1 pseudogene is annotated in these 377 nt (G+C 61.3%); it reads left to right on the top strand.

Annotated features, from left to right (window positions below):
* Nucleotides 1-328: pseudogene (locus tag BGIM_RS53315) on the top strand (hemerythrin domain-containing protein); the annotation flags it as partial.
* Between the last annotated feature and the right edge of the window lie 49 nt (nucleotides 329-377).

Below are 377 nucleotides of genomic sequence, written 5' to 3'. Positions count from 1 at the left end.
TCATGTGGCGAAGCTTCTGATCGCGGAGCTTGACCTGATGGACGGTTCGGAGAGCCATTTCGAAGCCAAGTTCCATGTGCTGTCCGAGAACGTCCGTCACCACATCAAGGAGGAAGAGGACGAAATGCTCCCGAAAGCCAAGGGCGTCAAACTCGACTTCGAGGCGCTCGCGGAGAAGATGGCCCGCCGCAAAGAGACTTTGCTCGCAGAAGGTGTGGCCCCCGTCGGCGAGGACGTGATGGCGAAAGCCGGCAAGGGCAACGGTGACTCGCCCGCCAAGGCCGCGAAACGAAAGGCTCCGCAGCTTCCCAAGGCAGGCAAGAAATAGGGCCCCGGAGGCACTCTGCTCTCACCGTCCGGTCCCGACGATCGGTGAA

The organism is Zavarzinella formosa DSM 19928, from assembly GCF_000255705.1.
GTDB lineage: Bacteria > Planctomycetota > Planctomycetia > Gemmatales > Gemmataceae > Zavarzinella > Zavarzinella formosa.
This window is presented reverse-complemented; position numbering and strand designations above follow the sequence as displayed.